The 18,353-nt window shown below is 71.4% G+C and carries 19 protein-coding genes; 4 read left to right on the top strand and 15 right to left on the bottom strand.

Annotation, left to right across the window (positions count from 1 at the left end):
- A partial coding sequence (locus tag GUY60_RS17595; protein WP_161698869.1) for an ROK family protein occupies window positions 1-977 on the bottom strand: 977 nt, incomplete at its 3' end.
- A gap of 202 nt (window positions 978-1,179) precedes the next feature.
- Here GUY60_RS17595 and GUY60_RS17600 point away from each other — a divergent pair.
- Window positions 1,180-2,214: a LacI family DNA-binding transcriptional regulator gene (locus tag GUY60_RS17600; protein ID WP_161698871.1), complete on the top strand. Its 1,035-nt coding sequence runs from the start codon at window positions 1,180-1,182 to the stop codon at window positions 2,212-2,214.
- Between the two features lie 37 nt (window positions 2,215-2,251).
- Here the strand turns inward: GUY60_RS17600 and GUY60_RS17605 are convergent, their stop codons facing one another.
- Window positions 2,252-2,536 (bottom strand): antibiotic biosynthesis monooxygenase, encoded by a 285-nt coding sequence (locus tag GUY60_RS17605; protein WP_161698873.1) that lies wholly within the window; start codon window positions 2,534-2,536, stop codon window positions 2,252-2,254.
- 96 nt (window positions 2,537-2,632) lie between these two features.
- Between GUY60_RS17605 and GUY60_RS17610 the strand changes: the two genes are divergently transcribed.
- On the top strand, window positions 2,633-3,208 hold the full coding sequence (locus GUY60_RS17610) for a TetR/AcrR family transcriptional regulator (RefSeq protein WP_161698875.1): 576 nt from the start codon (window positions 2,633-2,635) through the stop codon (window positions 3,206-3,208).
- Between the two features lie 151 nt (window positions 3,209-3,359).
- Here GUY60_RS17610 and GUY60_RS17615 read toward each other — a convergent pair whose 3' ends face one another.
- Complete coding sequence (locus GUY60_RS17615; RefSeq protein WP_161698877.1) at window positions 3,360-5,156, bottom strand: serine/threonine-protein kinase; 1,797 nt, start codon at window positions 5,154-5,156, stop codon at window positions 3,360-3,362.
- An 81-nt stretch (window positions 5,157-5,237) separates the two neighbouring features.
- The gene (locus GUY60_RS17620) at window positions 5,238-6,527 is read right to left on the bottom strand and encodes a DUF6986 family protein (RefSeq protein ID WP_161698879.1); all 1,290 of its coding nucleotides are present in this window, start codon (window positions 6,525-6,527) and stop codon (window positions 5,238-5,240) included.
- 214 nt (window positions 6,528-6,741) lie between these two features.
- Between GUY60_RS17620 and GUY60_RS17625 the strand changes: the two genes are divergently transcribed.
- On the top strand, window positions 6,742-7,656 hold the full coding sequence (locus GUY60_RS17625) for an endonuclease/exonuclease/phosphatase family protein (RefSeq protein ID WP_312866331.1): 915 nt from the start codon (window positions 6,742-6,744) through the stop codon (window positions 7,654-7,656).
- 56 nt (window positions 7,657-7,712) lie between these two features.
- On the opposite strand, the gene GUY60_RS17630 is transcribed toward GUY60_RS17625, so the two are convergent.
- The 4 genes from GUY60_RS17630 to GUY60_RS17645 form a co-directional block, all read right to left on the bottom strand.
- On the bottom strand, window positions 7,713-8,675 hold the full coding sequence (locus tag GUY60_RS17630; protein ID WP_161698881.1) for an electron transfer flavoprotein subunit alpha/FixB family protein: 963 nt from the start codon (window positions 8,673-8,675) through the stop codon (window positions 7,713-7,715).
- A 60-nt stretch (window positions 8,676-8,735) separates the two neighbouring features.
- On the bottom strand, window positions 8,736-9,521 hold the full coding sequence (locus GUY60_RS17635; protein WP_161698883.1) for an electron transfer flavoprotein subunit beta/FixA family protein: 786 nt from the start codon (window positions 9,519-9,521) through the stop codon (window positions 8,736-8,738).
- Between the two features lie 217 nt (window positions 9,522-9,738).
- Window positions 9,739-10,248: a flavin reductase family protein gene (locus GUY60_RS17640; RefSeq protein ID WP_161698885.1), complete on the bottom strand. Its 510-nt coding sequence runs from the start codon at window positions 10,246-10,248 to the stop codon at window positions 9,739-9,741.
- A 204-nt stretch (window positions 10,249-10,452) separates the two neighbouring features.
- Window positions 10,453-10,809, bottom strand: coding sequence for a TlpA family protein disulfide reductase (locus GUY60_RS17645; RefSeq protein ID WP_161698887.1), 357 nt, complete (start codon window positions 10,807-10,809; stop codon window positions 10,453-10,455).
- 344 nt (window positions 10,810-11,153) lie between these two features.
- On the opposite strand from GUY60_RS17645, the gene GUY60_RS17650 reads away from it, so the two are divergent.
- A complete protein-coding gene (locus GUY60_RS17650) occupies window positions 11,154-11,882 on the top strand; it encodes a lysophospholipid acyltransferase family protein (protein ID WP_161698889.1) in 729 nt (242 codons plus the stop codon).
- 34 nt (window positions 11,883-11,916) lie between these two features.
- Here the strand turns inward: GUY60_RS17650 and GUY60_RS17655 are convergent, their stop codons facing one another.
- The 7 genes from GUY60_RS17655 to GUY60_RS17685 all read right to left on the bottom strand — a co-directional run.
- Window positions 11,917-12,609, bottom strand: coding sequence for a B3/B4 domain-containing protein (locus GUY60_RS17655; protein WP_161698891.1), 693 nt, complete (start codon window positions 12,607-12,609; stop codon window positions 11,917-11,919).
- A gap of 22 nt (window positions 12,610-12,631) precedes the next feature.
- Window positions 12,632-13,231: a transglutaminase domain-containing protein gene (locus tag GUY60_RS17660; protein WP_161698893.1), complete on the bottom strand. Its 600-nt coding sequence runs from the start codon at window positions 13,229-13,231 to the stop codon at window positions 12,632-12,634.
- Between the two features lie 78 nt (window positions 13,232-13,309).
- Window positions 13,310-14,389, bottom strand: a complete 1,080-nt coding sequence (locus GUY60_RS17665) for a threonine aldolase family protein (protein ID WP_161698895.1) — start codon at window positions 14,387-14,389, stop codon at window positions 13,310-13,312.
- Window positions 14,386-15,153 (bottom strand): SDR family NAD(P)-dependent oxidoreductase, encoded by a 768-nt coding sequence (locus GUY60_RS17670; RefSeq protein ID WP_161698897.1) that lies wholly within the window; start codon window positions 15,151-15,153, stop codon window positions 14,386-14,388. The genes GUY60_RS17665 and GUY60_RS17670 overlap by 4 nt, the downstream gene beginning before the upstream one ends.
- Window positions 15,154-15,179: 26 nt before the next feature.
- On the bottom strand, window positions 15,180-16,577 hold the full coding sequence (locus GUY60_RS17675) for a DUF6421 family protein (protein ID WP_161698899.1): 1,398 nt from the start codon (window positions 16,575-16,577) through the stop codon (window positions 15,180-15,182).
- An 81-nt stretch (window positions 16,578-16,658) separates the two neighbouring features.
- Entirely contained in the window at window positions 16,659-17,702 is a 1,044-nt protein-coding gene (gene lipP1 / locus GUY60_RS17680) for a LipP1 family hormone-sensitive lipase (RefSeq protein ID WP_161698901.1), read from the bottom strand.
- On the bottom strand, window positions 17,699-18,353 hold a 655-nt coding region (locus GUY60_RS17685; RefSeq protein ID WP_376771258.1), incomplete at its 5' end, for an LLM class flavin-dependent oxidoreductase. The genes lipP1 and GUY60_RS17685, both read right to left, overlap by 4 nt.

Here is an 18,353-nt window from a genome sequence, read left to right on the forward strand (position 1 = left end):
GCACCCGCACCACTCGACGCCCCACCAGAAGCCCGGCCGGACGCCCCACCAGAAGCCCCCAGCGCCGCAGCCGCCGCGCCGATCAGGCCCGCGTCGGTGCCCGTCACGGCCGGGGTCACCGTCAGGCCGCTGACGAAGGACAGCGTCGCGTAGTCACGCAGCGCCCGGCGCAGAGGTGTGAACAGGACGTCGCCCGCCTTGGCCACACCCCCGCCGACCACCGCGATGTCGATCTCCACCAGGGTCGCGGTCGCGGCGATCCCGGCCGCGAGCGCCTGCGCGGCCCGTTCGAAGGAGGCGCGGGCCACCGGGTCGCCCACGCGGGCCGCGGCAGCGACCGCGGCGGCGGAACTGTCACCGTCGGGCCCGGGGCGCCAGCCGTCGCGCACCGCGCGCCGCGCGATGTTCGGGCCGCTCGCGATCCGCTCCACACAACCGCGCGCCCCGCACGGACAGGGGTCACCGTCCAGGTCGACGCTGATGTGACCGATGTGCCCGGCGTTGCCCGTGGGGCCCGGATGCAGCTTGCCGCCCAGGACGAGCCCGCCGCCGACCCCGGTGGAGACGACCATGCACAGGGCGTTGTCGTACCCCTGCGCCGCGCCCTGCCAGTGCTCGGCCGCGGTGATCGCGACGCCGTCGCCGATCAGCTCGACGGGCAGTCCACCGCTCGCCGCCACCACCCGCTCGACCAGCGGAAAGCCGCGCCAGCCCGGCACGTTGACCGGACTGACGGTGCCCTTCGACGCGTCCACCGGGCCCGCGCTGCCGATGCCGAGGGCGCGGGCGCGCGACCAGTGCGGCGAGGCGGCGAGCTCCGCCACGACGGCCTCGACGGCGCGCATCACGGTCTCACCGTCCTCCTGAGCGGGCGTCGGACGCTGGGCGCGCAGCAGAATCCGTCCGCGCAGGTCGACCAGGGCACCGGCGATCTTGGTGCCGCCGATGTCGAGCGCGGCGACGATCTCGTTCTGCATCAGTGTCAGATCTCCTGGTGAGAGGTGCGGCCGACAGACCGGAGAACAGTCTCCACCGCAACTGACAACGTTGTCTAGGCTCTATGCTCGACGGCACACCCCTTGTCCGGGCGCCGAACCCCCGTTGCCGGGGCGCCGAGCCCCCACCCAGGGGGCGACGTTGGACCAGAACAGGCCGTTGGACCAGAACAGGACAGCACACGTGCCCGAGACCGCCCGCCCCGATCACCGCTACGGCAATCGTCCCACCATGAAGGATGTCGCGGCCCGCGCGGGCGTCGGCCTCAAGACGGTCTCCCGGGTCGTCAACGGCGAACCGGGTGTCACGCCCGACACCGAGCGCCGCGTCCAGGAGGCCATCGACGCCCTCGGGTTCCGGCGGAACGACAGCGCACGCGTCCTGCGCAAGGGCCGCACGGCGAGCATCGGTCTCGTACTGGAGGATCTCGCCGACCCGTTCTACGGGCCGTTGAGCCGGGCCGTGGAAGAGGTCGCCCGCGCGCACGGCGCCCTGCTGATCAACGGATCGAGCGCCGAAGACCCGGACCGCGAACAGGAGTTGGCGCTCGCCCTGTGCGCGCGGCGGGTCGACGGGCTGGTGGTCATTCCGGCCGGTGACGACCACCGCTATCTGGAACCGGAGATCAAGGCGGGAGTCGCCACGGTCTTCGTGGACCGCCCGGCCGGGAAGATCGACGCGGACGTGGTGCTCTCGGACAGCTTCGGCGGCGCCCGCGACGGCGTGGCCCATCTGATCGCGCACGGCCACCGCAGGATCGGCTTCATCGGCGACCAGCCGCGCATTCACACGGCCGCGGAGCGCCTGCGCGGCTACCGGGCGGCGATGGCGGAGGCGGACCTTCCGGTCCATGACTCCTGGGTCTCCCTCGGCTCCACCGCTCCGGACCGGGTCAGGACCGCGGCGGACGCCATACTCTCCGGCCCGGAGCCGGTCACCGCGATCTTCGCGGGCAACAACCGCGTGACGGTGACGGTGGTACGCGTACTCGCCGATCTCGACCGCCCGGTGGCCCTCGTCGGTTTCGACGACTTCGAGCTGGCCGACCTGCTGCGCCCCGGCGTGACGGTGGTCGCGCAGGACGCGGCGCAGTTGGGCCGTACGGCGGCGGAGCGACTCTTCCACCGACTCGACGGCGCCCCTGGCAACCCGCAGCGGATCGAGCTGCCGACCCGCCTGATCACCCGCGGCTCGGGCGAACTGCCGCCCGCGGACTGAGGGTTGGGGCGAGCCGCCGCGCCCCTCGGTGCTGCCGCTATCGCGACTCGAGCATGAAGATCTGCCGCGGCTTGCGCTCGCGCTCGTCGAACTCGACCGGCGCGCCGCTGTCGATCGCCGCACCGAGCGCCGCCTTCAGGTCGTCCTCGGCGTCGAAGCGCGCCGTGCTGACCACCGCGTCCCCGTCGGGCGTGACCCAGACCTCCACGGACCGGCACCCGGGCACCGCCCGCAGCACCTCGCCCACCTGTCGCGTACGGCCGACGAACTCCTCGAAGTACTCGGGGTGCGGGTAGTGGAAGGCAACGAAACCTGCGGACATGACTGTCTCCGTCCAGATATACGATGGCGTACAGATCGAGGGTAGCCCGTTTGTACGGCGCCGTATATCTGACGCGGAAGTGAAGGGAGTCGCCTCATGGGCGCCACGCGCACACCACGCGAGAAGTGGATCGAGGAAGGGCTGCGCGCCCTGGAATCCGGCGGCCCGGACGCCGTACGCGTCGAGGCGCTCGCGAAGCGGCTCGGCGTCACCAAGGGCGGGTTCTACGGGTACTTCGCCGACCGCGACGCGCTCCTGACCGAGATGCTCGACACCTGGGAGCGGGAGAGCACCGACGAGGTCGTCGACCAGGTCGAGCACGAGGGCGGCGACCCGAGGACCAAGATCCAGCGGGCCGGCGCGCTCACCTTCTCGGACGACCGGCTGCTCCCGCTCGACCTGGCGGTACGCGACTGGGCCCGGCGCGATGCCTCGGTCGCGGAGCGGCTGCGCCGGGTGGACAACCGGCGCATGGAGCTGCTGCGCGAGATGATCGGCACGTTCTGCTCCGACCCCGACGAGGTCGAGGCACGCAGCCTGTTGGCGTTCTGCGCGGCGATCGGCAAGCACTTCCTCGCCGCCGACCACGGCGACCGCACCCGTCAGGAAGTACTCATGCACGCGGCGGACTTGATCCTCGACCGCCCTCGCGGCGGCCCGGCCGAGGGCTGAGCCCGAGTCGACCGCGGGGCTTCCCGCACTCCGGCCTGACGCAACCGGACCGGCGGCCTACGCGAGCCTCAGCAGAGCACCGGCACCTGCCGACCGTCCCCGACATAGGCGCCCGGCGCCCGCCACGGGACCGAACCTGGCCCCACGAGGCTCAGCAGACCGGCAAGCCCGGCAGCGGCTTGTCGTTGTCGCCGCCCTTGATGTAGACGTCGCTGATGAAGACGTTGGTGTTGCCGCTGTCGTCGTCGGTCTTGGCCCACCACACGTTGGTCCAGCCCTGGTAGGTCTCGCGGCGGCCCAGGTTCTGCTGGCAGTAGAAGTAGTTGGTGCCGGCGTTGAGCACTCCGGCCTTCGCGCCGGACGCCGTGTAGGAGTCGGCGGTGCGCCAGACATCGCAGTCGTACTTGCCGCCGCCCGCCGGGTGGCAGGCCGGTGCCGGCTCCTCGCCGCCACCGGTCGTACCCGAGGTGCCGGAGCCGCCTGAGCTGCCCGAGCCTCCGGTCGTACCGCCCGAATCCCCGCCCGTGGAACCGCCGTCGCCCGAGCCGCCGTCGGTGCCGCCGTCCGTGCCGCCGCCGGTGGTGCCCCCGTCGCCCGCGGGCTTCGAGGCCTCCCCGTCCGGCCGGCCGGCGCTCTCGGAGGGCCCGTCGGACGGGGACGCTGACGTGTCGTCCGACCCGGTCGGCTCCGGCTTGCCCGAAGGGGTCGAACCGGCCTTCCCCGACGCGGACTTGGAGGGGCTCGGCGACGCGTCGCCGCCCGCTTCGACGCGCTTGCCGTCGCCCTGGGCAAGGAGCGCGTACCCACCGCCGCCCGCCGCGAGCACCGCGAGCACAGCCGCCGCGACGATCAGGGCGCGCCGCTTCCGGCGCGGCTCGGGCCCGTCCGGCACCGGGGTCACCAGCGGGGTGTCCGAGCCGTTCGGGGTGTCGGAGCCGTGGCCGTACGCACCGTGCGCGCCGTACGGACCCTGGGGCGCCGCAGCTCCACTGGGCGTACCGAACGGGCCCACAGTGGGCGCCCCGTGCAGGGGAGCCGCGACGGGGGCCGGGCCGCTGCCGGGGCGCAGCACCGTGGTGTCGTCGTCCCGGGTGGACTCGGCGACCCCGGTGAGGAGCCGGCGGGCGGTCTCGGCGTCGGGACGGGCCGCAGGGTCCTTCGCCATGAGCTGCTGGAGGACCGGCGCGAGGGGCCCGGCCTTGACCGGGGCGGGCAGCGGCTCGCTGACGATGGCGGTGAGCGTCGACCAGGTGGAGGTGCGGCGGAAGGGGGCGTTCCCCTCGACCGTGCCGTACAGGGTCGCGCCGAGGGCCCAGATGTCGGAGGCGGGTCCTGGTTCGTGGCCCTGGGCCCGCTCGGGCGCCAAGTAGTCGAGGGAGCCGACGAGTTCGCCGCTGCGCGTGAGGTTGGTGGAGTTGCCGTCGCCCGGGTCGTCGACCATGGCGATGCCGAAGTCGGTGAGGACGACGCGTCCCCCGCGTTCGAGCAGGATGTTGCCGGGCTTCACGTCTCGGTGCAGGACGCCCGCGCGGTGGGCGGCGGCGAGGGCCTCCATGACCTTGGCGCCGATGGCGGCGGCCTCGCGCGGCGGCAGGGTGCCGCGCTCGCGCAGCACGTCGTCGAGGGACGGGCCGTCGACGAGCTCCATCACGATCAGCGGGCGGCCGTCGACCTCGGCGACGTCGTGCACAGCGATGACGCCGGTGTGCCGGACCCGGGCGGCGGCCCGCGCCTCCCGCTGCATCCGGGTTCTGAGCCCGGCCAGCTCCGTGGCGGCCGCGTCGGTGAAGGTGCGCAGTTCCTTGACGGCGACCTCGCGGCCGAGGACCTCGTCCATGGCGCGCCAGACGATGCCCATTCCGCCGCGGCCGAGCTGCCCCTGGACGCGATAGCGCCCGGCGAGCAGCCGGCCGACGCCGTCACCCTGTTGGTTGTCCCCCGAAGCCACCGCTGCCCCGTTCCTCCGTGCGCCTGCCCGTCGCGTTTGCCGGGTACAGACTAAGGGGCGGCGGTGACACCTCGTACGGCGTTACTGCGTGGATGCCGTGAGGGCCGCGCGGCGCGGCGAGGAGAAGCCCTCGAGGTCGGCGCGGGTCAGGCCGGTGAGGCGGGCGACCTCGGCGATGTCGAGGGCGCCGCAGTCGAGGCCGCGCAGCAGGTAGCCGCTGAGCGCCTTGGCGGTGGCGGGCTCGTCCATGACGTCGCCGTCGACCTGGTTGGCGTAGGCGGCGAGGCGCTTGCCCGCGGCCTCGAAGCCTTCGCGGTAGAACGCGAACACCGCGGCGTACCGGGTGGGGATGTGCGCGGGGTGCATGTCCCAGCCCTGGTAGTAGGCACGCGCGAGGGCGCGCCTGGTCAGGCCGTAGTGCAGCTTCCAGGCCTCGTGGACGTGCGCGGTGGAGCCGACCGGCAGCACGTTGGTGGAGCCGTCCGAGACGCGTACGCCGGTGCCCGCGGCGGCGACCTGCATGATCGCCTTGGCGTGGTCGGCGGCCGGGTGGTCGCTGGCCTGGTAGGCGGCGGAGACGCCGAGGCAGGCGCTGTAGTCGAAGGTGCCGTAGTGCAGGCCGGTGGCGCGGCCCTCGGCGGCCTCGATCATGCGGGCGACGGTGGCGGTGCCGTCGGCGGCGAGGATGGACTGGCTGGTCTCGATCTGGATCTCGAAGCCGATCCGGCCGGCCTCGAGGCCGCGCGCCTTCTCGAACTCCTCGACGAGCCGCACCATCGCGGTGACCTGCTCGGTGTACGTGACCTTGGGCAGCGTGAGGACCATGCCCTCGGGCAGGCCGCCGGCCTCCATCAGGCCGCTGAGGAAGACGTCGAGGGTGCGGATGCCGCGGTCGCGGACCGGGGACTCCATGCACTTCATGCGGATGCCCATGTACGGGGCCGCGGTGCCGTTGTCGTACGCCTCGACGATCAGGCGGGCCGCGCGGGCGGCGTCCTGGTCCTCGTCCTTGCCCTTGTAGCCGTCCTCGAAGTCCACGCGGAGGTCTTCGATGGGCTCGCGCTCCAGCTTGGCGCGGACGCGGGCGTAGACCGGCTCGGCCAGTTCGTCGCTGAGGCCGACGGCCTTGGCGAAGCTGGTGGCGTCCGGCGCGTGCTCGTCGAGCGCGGCGAGGGCCTTGTCGCCCCAGCTGCGGATGGTGTCGGCCTGGAAGACCTCACCCGGTACGTACACCGTGTGGACCGGCTGGCGGGTGCCGGGGTCTCCGGGGTAACGGCGCTCCAGGTCGGCGTCCACCGGAGCGAGGGAGGCGCTGATGCCCTCGCTGACCGCGCCCGCGAGGCTCGTCGCCACCTGTTCTTGCTGACCCATCCTTACATCCTCCACGTCACGTTTTTCCGCTTCACGGAATCAATAATCCGTATGGCGAAGTTATCTGTGTACCTTCCCGCTGGTCAACACCCCCTTTCTCCCTCGACGGGCACCGTTCACCACCTCGGTCCCGTTCCGTTCACTTCTGTCTCGCACGCCCCTCACACCATCAGCGGCGCGCCAACCATCCTGACCCGCGACGGAAGGAGAACGCGTGCACCCCGAACTCCCCATCGGCGGCGGACTCAGCCGCAGACTCGGACTGAAGACCGCCCTCACCGCCGCCCTCGCCGCTCCCCTGGCGACCGCGGCGTTACCGACGCTCCCCGCCCAGGCCGCGGAGCGCGACGACGGCCCGCTGCGCACCATGACGTTCAATCTACGCTTCGCCAGTGACACTCCCCCGAACAGCTGGCCCGAGCGCCGACCGGTCACCCGTGAACTGCTGCGCCAGGAGCGCCCGCACATATTCGGCACCCAAGAGGGCCTCTACGGACAGCTGCGGGACATCCACGCGGACCTCGGCCCGTCCTACGGCTGGATCGGCACAGGGCGCGCGGGCGGCAGCCGGGACGAGTTCATGGCGGTGTTCTTCGACACCCGCCGCCTCGCGCCCGTGGAGTACGACCACTTCTGGCTCTCCGACACCCCGGACGTGATCGGCTCCAACACCTGGGGCGGCGGTTCCATCCGCATGGTCACCTGGGTGCGCCTGCGCGACCTGCGCGACGGCGGCGAGTTCTACTTCCTCAACACCCATCTGGACAACGCCAGTCAGTACGCACGCGCGCGTGCCGCCGACCTGACCGTCGAGCGCATCGCCCGGCTCGACCGCACGCTGCCGCTGGTCGTCACCGGCGACTTCAACGTGGCGGCGCACAAGAACCCGGTGTACGACGCGATGCTGGCGGCCGGGCTCGTCGACTCCTGGGACACCGCGGCGGAGCGGAGCAAGCTCTACGCCACGTTCCACGGCTACAGGCCGCTGGTCCCGGACGGCGACCGGATCGACTGGATCCTCACCTCGCCGGGGGTCACCACGCACTCCGCGGTGATCAACACCTTCGCCCTCGACGGCCAGTTCCCGAGCGACCATCTGCCCGTACAGGCGACGCTCACGCTCGGCTGAGGCCGATACGCCGAAGGCCCCCGGGGCGCACCCGGGGGCCTTCGGTCCGAACAGGCTCAGCCCTTGCGGGTGTTGACCTCTTCGGTGAGCTGCGGGACGACCTCGAAGAGGTCACCCACGACGCCGTAGTCGACCAGGTCGAAGATCGGCGCCTCGGCGTCCTTGTTGATCGCGACGATCGTCTTCGAGGTCTGCATACCGGCGCGGTGCTGGATCGCACCGGAGATGCCGGACGCGATGTACAGCTGCGGCGAGACCGACTTACCGGTCTGGCCCACCTGGTTGGTGTGCGGGTACCAGCCCGCGTCCACCGCGGCACGCGAGGCACCGACGGCCGCACCGAGCGAGTCGGCGAGCGCCTCGATGATCGCGAAGTTCTCCGCGCCGTTGACGCCACGGCCACCCGAGACCACGATCGCGGCCTCGGTCAGCTCCGGACGGCCGGTCGACTCACGCGGGGTGCGCGCGGTGACCTTCGTACCGGTGGCGGCGTCCGAGAAGGACACGGCGAGGGCCTCGACCGCACCGGCGGCCGGGGCGGCCTCCACGGCGGCCGAGTTCGGCTTGACCGTGATGACCGGGGTGCCCTGCGAGATGCGGGACTTGGTGGTGAAGGACGCGGCGAACGCGGACTGCGTCGCGACCGGACCCTCGGCACCGGCCTCGAGGTCGACGGCGTCGGTGATGATGCCGGACTTGATGCGGACCGCGAGACGGGCCGCGATCTCCTTGCCCTCGGCGGAGGACGGCACGAGCACGGCGGCGGGCTGCACGGCCTCGTAGGCCGCCTGCAGCGCGTCGACCTTCGGGACCACGAGGTAGTCCGCGAACTCGGCGGCGTCGTTGGTGAGGACCTTGACCGCACCGTGCTCGGCGAGCGCGGCGGCGGTCTCGGCGGCACCCGCGCCGACGGCGACGGCGACCGGCTCGCCGATACGGCGGGCCAGGGTCAGCAGTTCAAGGGTGGGCTTGCGGACGGCACCGTCCACGTGGTCGACGTAGACCAGAACTTCAGCCATGGGACTTCTCTCCTGCTGCAAGTACGAAGAAACTGGGGGCGTTTACCGGGCTCGGCGGGCTCAGATGAACTTCTGGCCCGAAAGGAACTCGGCCAGCTGCTTGCCGCCCTCGCCCTCGTCCTTGACGATCGTTCCGGCGGTACGGGCCGGACGCTCGGTGGCCTCGTCGACCTTGGTCCAGGCACCCTCGAGACCGACTTCCTCGGCCTCGATGTCCAGGTCGTCCAGGTCGAGCGACTCCACCGGCTTCTTCTTGGCGGCCATGATGCCCTTGAAGGACGGGTAGCGGGCCTCGCCCGACTGGTCCGTCACCGACACGACGGCCGGAAGCGAGGCCTCAAGCTGCTCGCTGGCGGTGTCGCCGTCACGGCGGCCCTTCACGACGCCGTCCTCGACGGAGACCTCGGAGAGCAGCGTGACCTGCGGGACGCCGAGGCGCTCCGCGAGGATCGCCGGCAGCACACCCATGGTGCCGTCGGTGGACGCCATACCGGCGATGACCAGGTCGTAACCGGTCTTCTCGATCGCCTTGGCGAGCACGAGCGACGTACCCATGACATCGCTGCCGTGCAGGTCGTCGTCCTCGACGTGCACGGCCTTGTCGGCGCCCATGGACAGCGCCTTGCGCAGCGCGTCCTTGGCGTCTTCCGGGCCCACCGTCAGGACGGTGATCTCCGCGTCGTCGGCCTCGTCGGCAATCTGCAGGGCCTGCTCGACCGCGTACTCGTCGAGCTCCGACAGCAGGCCGTCGACATCGTCGCGGTCGACGGTCAGGTCATCAGTGAAGTGCCGGTCGCCGGTGGCGTCGGGCACGTACTTCACACAGACAACGATCCTCAAGCTCACGCCGGCTCTCCTACTGCATCGTCATTTCTGGGCTGCTGCCGCTTGCAGGCAGCATAAGCGCCTGAAGAGGCGGATCCCGGTCGGGGCGACCCGCGCTCCGAACGAAATGTTACTTGCCAGTACACCCAGTACTTGCCCACTAAGCAAGCGCTCGGAACTGTGACGTTGCCAACGCCGGGCGAGCACTCACCCCAGCGGCCCCGCAGGGCGCCTCGGCTCAGTCTCGCAGGCCGTTGAAGCGACCCTGGTGGTACAGCAGCGGACGGCCCACACCGGACGGGTCCCCGACGACGACCTGGCCGACCACCAGGCGGTGGTCGCCCGCCGGGACCCGGGCCACCACGCGGCAGACCAGCCAGGCGAGGACGCCGTCCAGGATCGGCACACCTTCGGGGCCCTCGTGCCAGCGGGTGGGTTCGGCGAAGCGGTCGGCGCCGCTGCGGGCGAAGGTGCCCGCGAGATCCTGCTGATGCTCGCCGAGTATGTGGACGCCGACGTGCTCGACGCCGGAGATCACCGGCCAGCTGGACGAACCCGTACCGATCCCGAACGAGACCAGGGGCGGTTCGGCAGCGGCCGAGTTGAGGGAGGTGGCGGTGAAGCCCACCGGACCGCCGGCGCCGCTCGCGGTGATCACCGCGACTCCGGCCGCGTGCCGTCGGAACACGGAGCGCAGCAGGTCGGGGGAGGCGAGCTGAGGGGTACTGAGGTCGGGCGTGGCCGTCATGGAGTTGTCCTTCTGCCGTGGTGAACGAGGTCCGTGGCTGCTCAGCGCCTCGGACAACGGGCGCTCGCATGACGGCCGAGGTCCACGTGGACCCGCTCGTACAGAAGGATTTCCTGCGGCATGAAGTCAGGCTGACGATAGGTGCGGGGTGCAGTCAAGTGCGTACCGGTATCTGGGAGCAGGCTCACGCGCGCGCCCCGGAGTTCACACAGCCTCGCCGAGCGCGGCGATCACATCCGCCTTACGGGGCTGGCCGCTGGCCCGCCGCACCAGCCTGCCGTCGGCGTCGAGGACGAGGACTGTGGGGGTGCGCAGGATGTCGAGCTCGCGGACGAGGGCCAGTCGCTCCTCGGCGTCGATCTCGATGTGGGCTACGCCGGGCACCAGTTGGGCCACCTCGTCCAGGATCCGCCGGGTGGCCCGGCAGGGCTGGCAGAAGGCACTAGAGAACTGCACCAGCGTCGCCCGCTCGCCGAGCGCGGAGCCCAACTCCCGCTCCCCGAACGCCCTGTCGCCGTCGCGCACCCTCAGCCTCCCGCCGCACACACCATGAGCCCCCATCCTCGCGTGCAGCGTTCACACGACCGCAAACATTCCCGTGGCTCGATCCGGCCGGTCCGCGCCAATCTCGAGCGCGGGGTCCCGACGGGCGGCCACGGACCGTTCCCGCTCCTCACAGGGCGACGACGGCCCGGATCCGAGGCGCTGGACGGCCCCGCGCGAGGGGCGTTCCCGGGGGTCTCCGGCGGGTCCTACGTGACGAGAATCTCCCTGCTCACCGGCGGGAGGGGTGGCTACTCGGCCGACGATGGGGCACGATCTGCCCATCGCCCGAAACCTACGGGCCCGTAACTTACCCGCCCGGGAGACCCTTCCCAGGCGCACAGAAGGGTCGATCGCCCCCCATGGCAGAACTCGTCTACCGTCCGGTCATCGGTGCCGCGCTCACGCTGTTCAAAGCGCTGGACCTGAAGATCGACCTCAAGGGTGCGGAGAACATTCCGGCCACCGGTGGCGCGGTCCTGGTGAGCAACCACATCAGCTACATGGACTTCATCTTCGCCGGGCTCGCCGCCCGTCCGCAGAAGCGCCTCGTGCGGTTCATGGCCAAGGACGCGGTGTTCCGGCACAAGATCTCCGGCCCTCTGATGCGCGGCATGAAGCACATCCCGGTGGACCGCAACCGCGGCGAGACGGCGTACGCGCACGCCCTGGACTCGCTGCGTTCCGGCGAGATCATCGGGGTGTTCCCGGAGGCGACCATCTCGCCGTCGTTCACGCTCAAGAGCTTCAAGTCGGGCGCCGCGCGGATGGCCCAGGAAGCCGGCGTTCCGCTGATCCCGGTGGCGCTGTGGGGTACGCAGCGGCTGTGGACCAAGGGCCGCCCGCGCAACTTCAGGCGCAGCCACATCCCGGTGACGATCCGCGTCGGCGAGGCCGTCGAGGCGCCGACCGACCAGTACGCGGGGGCCATCACCCGGCGCCTTCGCGGGCGGGTGCAGGAACTCCTCGAGGCGGCCCAGCGCTCCTACCCGGTGCGCCCCAAGGGCCCCGAGGACACCTGGTGGGTGCCCGCACACCTGGGCGGCACGGCCCCGGAGCCCGCGAAGTCGCGCGGCACCGAGGCCGGCTGAGCCCCGCCCCTCCTACTCAAGGGTTACTCCAGGGCTACTCCGGGGCGCGCACGTCGAGTCGCGCCCCGGGGCTGAACTTCTCGATCAGTTCGGCGAGTTCGGCGCCCGCCCGCTCCAGGTCCGCGCGCGGCATCGGGTCGAGCGATTCGAGCAGGAAGACCGCGCTCGTCGACTCCTCGGTGAGGCGGGTGCGCGGGCCCTGGCGCCAGTTCCAGCGGCGGCAGGTGACGCCCGCGTCGTCGCACCAGATGATCTCGCCCGCGTCGGGGTGCTCGACGGCCCGCTCCCCCGCCGCCGTGGTCACGAACTCCTCGTCGCCCTGGGCCCGTACGAGGCGCATACCGCCCTCGATGCGGCCCAGGTCCTCGCCGCCCACCGGGATCAGATGGGCCACGCTGATCGCGTTGTAGACGTCGACCAGGACGTTGATCCGGGGCAGCCCACCGTCCGCGAGGGCCCGCTTGGCGAGCGCCTCGGCGGAGTTGCGCGTACGCGAGGGCTTGGCGCCGAACGCGCTGTACGCGGCGCGCCAGGCCACCATGTGCGGGTCCTCGTGCGGGGCGCGCCCCGCGAGGCGTTCGGCGAGGCGCCGTCCGGCCTCGTCGAGGAGGGCCGAACTCGCCTCGGTACTGGGGCCGTTGACGAGGCCGTGCGCCTCGACGGCGAGGTGGGTGAAGCCGGGGACGAGGGTGCGGACCTCGTCCGCGACGGTCAGTTCGAGTGTCATGCCGGGCCTTGGGTCGATGCGGTCACAGGGCGCTCGGAAGCGTCTTCCACAGGGCCGGACGGTCGGGGGCAGCCTTCAGGGCGTCCAGAACCACCGGGTGCGGTACATCATAGAGTACTGGATAGTCCATCTCGCTGAACTCTGTTCGCGGGATCCAGGCCAGCCGCTCCGCGCCGAGCGAGAAGTGCGCGTCCACGCCTGGCTTGTTGCCACGTACGTCCTGGCGGTGCCAGGCCCCGTCGAGCCGTACCGCGATCAGACCGTGCACGGCGTGCCCCTCCTCGAGGCCGTCCCCGAGGGTCAGTCGCTGATAGCAGAGCGCCGTGGGAATGCCGGCGGCGCGCAGCAGCGCGGCGGCCGCGTGCGCCTTGGCGTGACAGATGCCGGTCCCCTGGTCGAGCACGTCGGAGGCCCTCCAGGTCACCCGGAGATCACCGGAGTCCTGCGAGTGCGGCACGGTGTCGCGCACCAGCTCGTACGCCGCTTTCGCGTATGTGTATACGTCGGCACTGCTGGACCAGAGCCGGTCGGCGATCCGTTTCACCGTCGGATGGGAGTGGTCGACCGCCTCGTTCTCGGCGAGATAGGCGGGGAGTTCGGGGGTGAGTTGGCGCAGTTCCATGGCCGCAGAACGTACGGAAGCGGCCGACCGCAAGTCAATGACTTTTACGGTCGGCCGCATATCCATGCACAGGGAGGGCTACTGCGCCATCTCCTCCTTGAGCGCCGCCACGAACCCGTCCACGTCGTCCTCCGAGGTGTCGAAGGAGCACATCCAGCGCACGTCGCCCGCGGACTCGTCCCAGAAGTAGAAGCGGTAGCGCTTCTGCAGGCGTTCGCTCACGTCGTGCGGCAGCCGGGCGAAGACGGCGTTGGCCTGGACGGCGTGCAGGATCTCCACGCCGTCGACCTCGCGCACCCCCTCGGCGAGCCGCTGCGCCATCGCGTTGGCGTGCCGGGCGTTGCGCAGCCACAGGTCCTTGGCGAGCAGCGCCTCCAACTGCACGGAGACGAAGCGCATCTTGGACGCCAGCTGCATGGACATCTTGCGCAGATGCTTCATGTGCCGGACCGCGTCGGGGTTCAGGACGACGACCGCCTCACCGAACAGCGCGCCGTTCTTGGTGCCGCCGAAGGAGAGCACGTCGACGCCGGCCCTGTTGGTGAAGGTGCGCATCGGTACGTCGAGGGAGGCGGCCGCGTTGGCGATGCGGGCGCCGTCCAGGTGCACCTTCATGCCGTGCGCGTGGGCGTGCTCGCAGATCGCGCGGATCTCCTCGGGCGTGTAGACGGTGCCCAGTTCGGTGTTCTGCGTGATCGAGACGACCTGCGGCATCGCCCGGTGCTCGTCGTCCCAGCCGTACGCCTCCCGGTCGATCAGCTCGGGGGTGAGCTTGCCGTCCGGGGTGGGCACCGTCAGGAGCTTGAGGCCGCCGACCCGCTCGGGGGCTCCGCACTCGTCGACGTGGATATGGGCGGTGTCGGCGCAGATGACGGCGCCCCAGCGGTCGGTGAGCGCCTGAAGTGCCGTGACATTGGCGCCCGTTCCGTTGAACACCGGGAAGGCCTCGGCCGTGGCGCCGAAGTGGCCGCGGATCAGCTGCTGGAGGTGCGCGGTGTAGTCGTCCTCGCCGTACGCGACCTGGTGGCCGCCGTTGGCGAGGGCCAGGGCCGCGAGTATCTCCGGGTGTGCGCCCGCGTAGTTGTCGCTGGCGAAGCCCCGTATCTCCGGGTCGTGGTGGCGTCGTGCGTCGGTCCTGGGTGGGTTCGACGGATTCACGGCTTCTCGGTCAGCCACTGGCGGGTTCCGTTCACTTCCTGGGCGGGGCGCTCCCACATGCCGGCGATGGCCTCGGCCAGCTCCGTGACATCGGTGAAGCCCGCGAACTTCGCGTTGGGGCGTTCGGCCCGCATGGCCTCGTGCACCAGCGCCTTCACCACCAGGATGAGGGCCGCCGCGGTGGGCGCCTCGGCCCCCTCCGCCTTCGCCGCCTTGCGGAAGGCGTCGCCGAGGGCGAGGGTCCACGCCTCGGCGGCCGCCTTCGCCGCGGAGTACGCCGCGTTCCCGGCCGTCGGCTTGCTCGCGCCGGCGGCGCTGACCAGGACGTACCGCCCGCGGTCGCTGCGGCGCAGGCCGTCCTCGAAGGCGAGCGAGGTGTGCTGCACGGTGCGGATCAGGAGCTTCTCCAGGACGTCCCAGTCCGCGAGGTCGGTCTCGGCGAAGGTGGCGCTGCCGCGCCAGCCGCCGACGAGGTGGACCAGGCCGTCGACGCGCCCGAACTCCTTCTCGGTGCGCACGGCCCACTCGCGGGTGGCGTCCAGGTCGAGCAGGTCAACCGTGTCGCCGATGACGGTGGCGCCGCCGTGTGCGTACCGGGCGGCGTCCACGGCTTCCGCGAGCCGCGCCGCGTCCGCGTCTGCGGCCACCACGACGGCGCCCGCCTCGGCCAGGCGCAGCAGTGTCGCGCGCCCGGCGGGTCCGGCGGCTCCGGCCACCGCGACCACCGCGCCGCTCAGGGCGCCATTGCCGTTCGAGTTCGTCATGGTCCTCACCTCCGCGTCGGCGGGGCTCACGCGGCTGCCTGCTCGATGTCCGCGGCCGTGATCCCCCTGGTCGAGGCAATCACACCCTTGAGCTTCTTGGAGAGCGCCTCATAGAACATGCTCAGCGGAAACTCGTCCGGAAGCACCTCGTCGACGAGTTTGCGGGGCGGCAGCGAGGTGTCCAGGGCGTCCGGGCCCTTGGCCCAGCGCGATCCCGGGTGCGGGGCGAGATAGGTCGAGACCAGTTCGTACGCGGCGAACCAGTGCACCAGCTTGGGGCGGTCGATGCCCGCGCGGTACAGGTCCTCGATCTCGGCGCAGAGCTGGTTGGTGACCTGCGGGGCGCGCTGCCAGTCGATGCGCAGGGTGTTGTCGGTCCAGCGCACCACGTCGTGCTTGTGCAGGTACGCGAAGAGCAGCTGGCCGCCGAGGCCGTCGTAGTTCTTGACCCGGTCGCCGGTGACGGGGAAGCGGAACATCCGGTCGAAGAGCACCGCGTACTGGACGTCACGGCCGTGGGCGTTGCCCTCGGCCTCCAGCTTCACGGCCTCCTTGAACGCGGTGAGGTCGCAGCGCAGCTCCTCCAGGCCGTACATCCAGAACGGCTGGCGCTGCTTGATCATGAACGGGTCGAAGGGCAGGTCGCCGTGGCTGTGGGTGCGGTCGTGGACCATGTCCCACAGGACGAACGCCTCCTTGCAGCGGTCCTGGTCGCCGATCATCTCGCGGATGTCGTCGGGCAGTTCGAGCCCGAGGAGGTCGACGGAGGCCTCGGTGACGCGGCGGAAGCGGGCCGCCTCGCGGTCGCAGAAGATGCCGCCCCAGGAGAACCGCTCCGGGGCCTCGCGCACGGCGATGGTCTCCGGGAAGAGCACCGCGGAGTTGGTGTCGTAACCGGCGGTGAAGTCCTCGAAGGTGATGCCGCAGAACAGCGGGTTGTCGTAGCGGGTGCGCTCGAGCTCGGCCAGCCAGTCCGGCCAGACCATGCGCAGCACGACCGCTTCGAGGTTGCGGTCCGGGTTGCCGTTCTGCGTGTACATCGGGAAGACCACGAGGTGCTGCAGCCCGTCCGCGCGGCCTCGCGCGGGCTGGAAGGCGAGCAGCGAGTCCAGGAAGTCGGGCACCTGGAAGCCGTCGTCGGCCCAGCGGCGCAGGTCGAGAGCGAGCGCGCGGTGGTACTCGGCGTCGTGCGGGAGCAGCGGGGCGAGCTGCTCGACCGCGGATATGACGCGGTCGACGGCGAGCTCGGCCACTGACCGGGAGGGGGCGCCCTCGGCGGTGAAGTCGATCGAGCCGTCCGCGGACTGCCAGGGGCGGATCTCTTCCACGGCGTCCTTGAGCGTCGGCCAGGCAGGGTGTTCGATCACCTTGCTGCCGGGAGGAATCTGCTCCTCCATCGGTGCCTGCACAAGAATTTCCGTCATGCCTCTTCCTCCACGGGAGAACCTCGCGTAAAGACACCGTATGCATGCGAGGTTCTCCCCCACAAGTGGAGCCTGTGGAAATTATCCTGCGCCACCCCCTGCTTCACCGCTGTTTTTCCTGCCGTTCTCCGGTCCGGTACGAGTTTCGGCCGCCGTCGCCACGATGGCCGCGGCCGCGCCCGTGAGCGCCGAGCGGGCGTCGGCCAGCGCCTCGGGGAAGCCGAAGAAGCCGTGGAACATCCGCGGGAAGTGCCCCTCCGTGACCGGGACACCGGCCTCGCGCAGCCGCTGCGCGTACGCCCGCCCCTCGTCGCACAGCGGATCGCAGCCGGCCGTCACCACATGCGCGGGCGGCAGCCCCGCCAGGTCGCCGAGGAGCGGCGAGACCCGGGGGTCGGCCGGGTCACCGCCGGCCGCGAGGTACTGCTCGCCGAACCACCGCATGTGCGTCAGGGACAGGAAGTACCCGCTGGCGTTCCGGGTCAGCGAGGGCCACTGCCGCGACATGTCGGTCGCCGGGTAGATCAGCACCTGCAGCGCGAGCGCGGGGCCGCCCTCGTCGCGGGCCTGCTGCGCCACCACCGCCGACAGGTTGCCGCCCGCGCTGTCCCCGGCCACCACCAGGGCCTCCGGATCGCCGCCCAGCTCGGCCACGTGCGCGCCGACCCAGCACAGGGCCGTGTACGCGTCCCGCACACCGGCCGGGAAGGGGTCCTCGGGGGCGAGCCGGTAGTCGACGGCGACGACGGTCGCGCCCGCCTCGCGGCAGAGCCCGCGCGCCGTTCCGTCATGGCTCTCCAGGTTCCCGATCACCCAGCCGCCGCCGTGCAGGAACAGCACGGTGGGACGCGGACCCGGCGCCTGCGCCGGGTCGGGCCGGTACACGCGTACGCCGATGTCGGGCGCCCCGTCCGCGCCGGGGATCGTCCGGTCCTCGACCGAGCCGACCGCGGGCGGTTCCCACGGCGGCCGCGGCGTGGCGGCGAGGATGCGACGGGCCTCGGCCGCGTCGGTGACGGCGCCCCCGAGGTCGGGGAAGACGGACGTGATCAGGTCGACCAACGCCCGTGCGTCCGGCGGAAGTCGGTCCTCCGCGAGGTCCTGCGCGAGGTCCTGTGCCGTCATCGGGATGCCTCCTGCTCCCGCGCGGGCCGCTCCCGCGCGTCGTCACGAAAGTGCGGAATGACCTTCTCGCCCCACTGCCGGATGGTCTCCATGCAGGCCTCCTGCGGAACCGTGCCCATCTGGATCAGACACATGACCTCGTCGGCGCCCGCGTCACGCAGCCGCTCGACATAGGCGATGGCGTCCTCCGCCGAGCCGTAGGCGTGGTCCGCGTTGAAGGTGGCCGTGGCCGTGGGACGTACCGGAATGCTGTGCTCGTGCAGCCGGGCCACGACCTGCTCGGCGGCCTTGCGCATCTCGGCGGCCTCGTCGGTGCCCTCGACCACGGCCTCGTCGGGAATGCCCGCCCCGCCGTACCAGTGGCCGATCGACTGGGCGAAGAACCGCTGCCCCCGGATGCCGATACGCCGTGCCGCCTCGCGGTCGTCGAGCACGACCGTCGGACAGAGTACGGAGAAGTGGTCGTTGACGACAGAGGAGACCAGGCGCTCGGTGCCGCGCTCGGCCCGCGCCGTGTCGTACGCCGTGCGCATCTCCTTGATCGACTCGGGCCCCGCGAAGCCCATCACCAGGGCCCCGATGCCGAGTTCGGCCGCCTGCCGAAGGGTCTCGGTACGGCTGCAGGCGAGGAAGAGGGGCGGGTGCGGGGTC

It is taken from the genome of Streptomyces boluensis (assembly GCF_009908195.1).
Taxonomy (GTDB): Bacteria; Actinomycetota; Actinomycetes; order Streptomycetales; family Streptomycetaceae; genus Streptomyces; species Streptomyces boluensis.